The sequence below is a fragment of the Arthrobacter sp. NPDC080086 genome, assembly GCF_040702285.1.
On sequence record NZ_JBFBKP010000165.1, the window covers coordinates 1 to 2,082 of the forward strand.

Genomic DNA, 2,082 nt, shown 5'->3' on the forward strand with positions numbered 1-2,082 from the left:
GCCGTGCAGCCACGTCTTCGACATAGACGTAGATCTCGCCATCGGCCTCGGGTTCACCCGCGCCATGTTCACCACCGACACCATCGCCCGACAACACGCCTTGCTGCGCCGCGTGGCCGAACTGGTCGATCGCGGAGACATCAAGCACACCCTGACCCAGCGCATTGATGGCATCAACGCGGCGAGCTTGATCGAGGCGCATGCGCTGGTCGAGGCCGGCAACATGATCGGCAAAGTCGTTGTCGCCAATTCCTGAAATCCCTGAATCCTTCTGACAAGGAGCCTCCCCATGACATCCCCCATCGTCGCTACGGCAACGATCAGCCTGGAAGCCGCGCAAGCCTTGCTGGCGGAGGCGCGTCGCGCCTGTGCAGCACGCGGGTTCGCCGCAACAATCGCCATTACCGATGCAGGCGGCCACCTGCGCGCGTTCGAGCGTGCGGACGCTGCGCCTTTCCTGACCGCTGACGTCGCCATCAACAAGGCTTGGACGGCAGCCTCGTTCGGCATGTCCACGCACCAATGGAACCAGTACATGGCCGAGCCCGCCGTGGCCCCGCTGGCGCACCATCCGCGCCTGATGCCAGTGGGCGGCGGCGTACCGCTCTTTCACGAAGGGCGTCTGGTGGGCGGCATCGGTATCTCCGGGGGCACCTCTGCCCAGGACCATGAGGCCGCCGAGGAAGCATTGCGTAACGCAGGTTTTCTGTCGTGAGGTGCACGCCCGCCGACCGGAAGCGCTATGCCCGCGCGGACTCTGCGGCTTTGGCCAGTTCCGCCATTGCCTGCCTTGCGCAATGAAGCTCTTTATCGCCCATCCGACCGGCAAGTTCTGCCTTGGCTGAACGCCACACCGGGAGCGCATCCGCCACGAGTCGACGCCCAGATGCCGTGAGGGTCAACTGCTTTCCAGCTCGGCCGCGTCCGCCAGTGGCATGGACCAAATCTCGGCTTTCTAGATTCTGAACGGATCGGCTGAGGGTCGTGGCGTCAACCCCGGCCTTATCCGCTAGCTCAACCAGAGTCGTCCCTTCAGCCTCACCGATACCCACCAAGAGGCTGAATTGCTCTGCCGTGAGCCCGAGCGGCTTGAAACAGGCGTTGTAGTAACGCGTGAGTGAGCGCGCCGTTGCACGCGCCTGGAAGCCCGGACACTCCGCCGCAACGTTCTTCAAAGCTTCTGGATCAAAACCCTTCATGTCTACCCCGTTTGACAACCCTGCCCTCAAGCAATAATGTATATGCATTATTTTGGAGGCACAATGCCAGCATACGTACACGTCAATCTACGCATCATCGACTCCGCCAAGCAGGCGGCGCTTGCTCCACGCTTTCAAGCTGCCCTGCAAGAGGCAGGTGGGCGAATCTTGCATTTCGGTCCTGTAGCGCAGGTTCTGGAAGGGGATGAGGCCCCACTGCCGATGGCCGGTGTGTTCGAGTTCCCAACGCTGGCCCAAGCGCTCGCCTTCTACAATTCCGAGACATATGCGCCGATCAAGGCCGACCGTCAGGAAGCCCAGCAAGCGCGGATGTTCATCGTCGAAACGCTGTCGTGATTGAGTGAGCTTCAGCGCTCTGCAGTGGAGTATTTGCCAACGATCTCATCACAGCTCGACTGTTCTGCCACTCGAAATACATACCGTCCCCAGGTGCAGGCCTGAATGCTGCATGCCGATCGGCTCGAAGACAGACTTCGACACGCACGTTTCATAGTCCTGGCCAGCCACGGCACCGATCAACCGCACGTACTACGTCAGTTCGTACAACGGCCTGTGGCTCACGCCGGGCGCGCCGTGCAGCATCCTCGGCACGCTGTCTTACACCTTTTGGCCGCAAGGCCGCTCAGTGCACGCCGCCCTCCGCCGCGCCGTGCTGCGCAGCCAGTGCCGGATCATCCAGTATCTCCAGATCACGCACCGCCAGTTCCGCCAGCACGCGCTCGCCGGCCGTGGAAGTGGCCGCCGCCGCCTGCAATAGCATCGATGGACCTGCCGCATAGCCACGCGTGTTGATCTCGTAGACGTAGTAGCCGGACGCCTTCCAGCTTTCGGATGCCTTGAGCATGCGCACCGTCTCGTTGGC

General features: G+C 62.1%; 5 protein-coding genes. 3 read left to right on the top strand and 2 right to left on the bottom strand.

Going from position 1 to position 2,082, the window contains the following annotated elements; translation table 11 throughout:
* Positions 1-256: zinc-binding dehydrogenase (locus AB0305_RS23030; protein WP_366174185.1), on the top strand; the 256-nt coding region annotated here is incomplete at its 5' end.
* Positions 257-289: 33 nt separating this feature from the next.
* The gene (locus AB0305_RS23035; protein ID WP_366174187.1) at positions 290-715 is read left to right on the top strand and encodes a heme-binding protein; all 426 of its coding nucleotides are present in this window, start codon (positions 290-292) and stop codon (positions 713-715) included.
* Positions 716-740: 25 nt separating this feature from the next.
* Here AB0305_RS23035 and AB0305_RS23040 read toward each other — a convergent pair whose 3' ends face one another.
* Positions 741-1,199: a MarR family winged helix-turn-helix transcriptional regulator gene (locus AB0305_RS23040; RefSeq protein WP_366174189.1), complete on the bottom strand. Its 459-nt coding sequence runs from the start codon at positions 1,197-1,199 to the stop codon at positions 741-743.
* Positions 1,200-1,262: 63 nt separating this feature from the next.
* On the opposite strand from AB0305_RS23040, the gene AB0305_RS23045 reads away from it, so the two are divergent.
* Positions 1,263-1,556 (top strand): DUF1330 domain-containing protein, encoded by a 294-nt coding sequence (locus tag AB0305_RS23045; RefSeq protein WP_366174191.1) that lies wholly within the window; start codon positions 1,263-1,265, stop codon positions 1,554-1,556.
* A gap of 286 nt (positions 1,557-1,842) precedes the next feature.
* On the opposite strand, the gene AB0305_RS23050 is transcribed toward AB0305_RS23045, so the two are convergent.
* Positions 1,843-2,082, bottom strand: a 240-nt coding sequence (locus AB0305_RS23050) for a hypothetical protein (protein WP_366174193.1), incomplete at its 5' end; no start/stop codon positions are given.

What these genes read in the sequence shown, in the direction of transcription:
- AB0305_RS23040 (WP_366174189.1), bottom strand. Translation starts at nt 1,199, where the DNA reads ATGAAGGGTTTTGATCCAGAAGCTTTGAAGAACGTTGCGGCGGAGTGT.
- AB0305_RS23045 (WP_366174191.1), top strand. Translation starts at nt 1,263, where the DNA reads ATGCCAGCATACGTACACGTCAATCTACGCATCATCGACTCCGCCAAG.
- AB0305_RS23035 (WP_366174187.1), top strand. Translation starts at nt 290, where the DNA reads ATGACATCCCCCATCGTCGCTACGGCAACGATCAGCCTGGAAGCCGCG.